Here is a 1,445-nt window from a genome sequence, read left to right as displayed (position 1 = left end):
AAGGACATTTTGAAAAAAAACTAGGCAACTTGTTGAAGCTGCTGTCTGTATTTTACAGGCGGCAGCTTTTTCAAATTCCATTGCCCTCGATCATGATTGTAGTAAGTCATATAACTCTTAATTTCTCGTTTTACTTCTTCTAATGTTTCGCATTCTTTAATATTCGTTTCATCCTTAAAATGCCCAAAGAACGATTCTTGGGGAGCATTATCCCAACAGTTTCCTCGACGTGACATGGACTGTCTTAATCCCATGTTCTTCACTACGGATTGAAATTGGGGGCTCGTATAGTGAAAGCCTTGATCGGAATGGATTAAGGCATCTTTGGTTAAATGGCGATGCTTCTGTAATTTACGAAGCGTGTTTAGCGCAATTCCTATACTTAACGAAGAAGAAACTTCATACGCTAAAATTTCATTTGTCTGTGCGTCTTTAATCGTCGATAAATACGCACGTTTATTGCCTTTGTACGTTAAATATGTGATATCGGTTAATAACACCTTTCCCGCCTCGCCTGGCTTAAAATTGCGCTGTAATTCGTTTGGAAATGTGCGATGCTCTTTCGTTGCTTTTGCCATTCTACGGGCTGGATTAGCCTTTCGAATGGGACAGATGATCTCAAATTTCTTCATAATACGGCGGATACGCTTTAAGTTGTACGTCATCTTATATTGATTCTCTAATGTCATTTTGATTTGGCGTGCTCCTTTTTTTGTCCACGAAAATGATACGCCTTTAAAATAATTTCCTTTACAATCTCATCCGTTTTGGCTTTAGCTACGCGCTTTTGCACTGATTTTTCAGAGAAGTAATTGTAGTATCCAGAACGTGACACTTCCATAACATCGCATAGATAGCTGACCAACCGCTTCAATTTATACGTTCTGATCGTCCGATAAATGAGTTCAAACTTCAGCTCTACTGCCACTTTTATTTCTTCTTCAACATCTGCCTTTCGAGTAGATCGAGCTTTTTTAGCAGTTCATTTTCCGCTCGTAACAATTGATTTTTTGCTTCTAATCGTTCAATCTTTTGTTCTAATGTTAATTCACGTTCCGATGGGCGACCTGAATTCGTTTTACGTGTATCCTGTAAGCCTTCTACACCCGCTTCACGATACGAAGCACGCCAACGTTTTCCAGAAGAACGGATACGCTCCAAACCGATACAATCGGGATCTAAGCCAGCTTCTTCAAAAATGTCACGAGGAAGTTTACCCTGTTCATTTTGTGCAATGAAATGACGCTTAAATTCATCTGTGTACGTAATCGCCTTTTCACTAACAGTGGTTACATTTGGATTCCGTTTTAGTAGTTCTTGTTCTTTCTTCGTCAGTAATCTTTTCGTCATAACATTTCCGCTCCAACATCTTTTTTTTCATTATAAACAAAATACCCTATAAGATGGACTTTTTTCAAAGTGTCCATCTTATAGGGTACATTTTA

1 pseudogene is annotated in these 1,445 nt (G+C 38.5%); it reads right to left on the bottom strand.

Features of this window, described 5'->3' with window-relative positions:
- Positions 1–20 precede the first annotated feature (20 nt).
- Positions 21–1,350: pseudogene (locus AMS66_RS31460) on the bottom strand (IS3 family transposase).
- Positions 1,351–1,445 lie beyond the last annotated feature (95 nt).

The organism is Paenibacillus xylanivorans (assembly GCF_001280595.1).
Taxonomy (GTDB): Bacteria; Bacillota; Bacilli; order Paenibacillales; family Paenibacillaceae; genus Paenibacillus; species Paenibacillus xylanivorans.
Note: the sequence above shows the minus strand (reverse complement) of the source record. Positions and strands in the feature narration are given on the sequence as shown.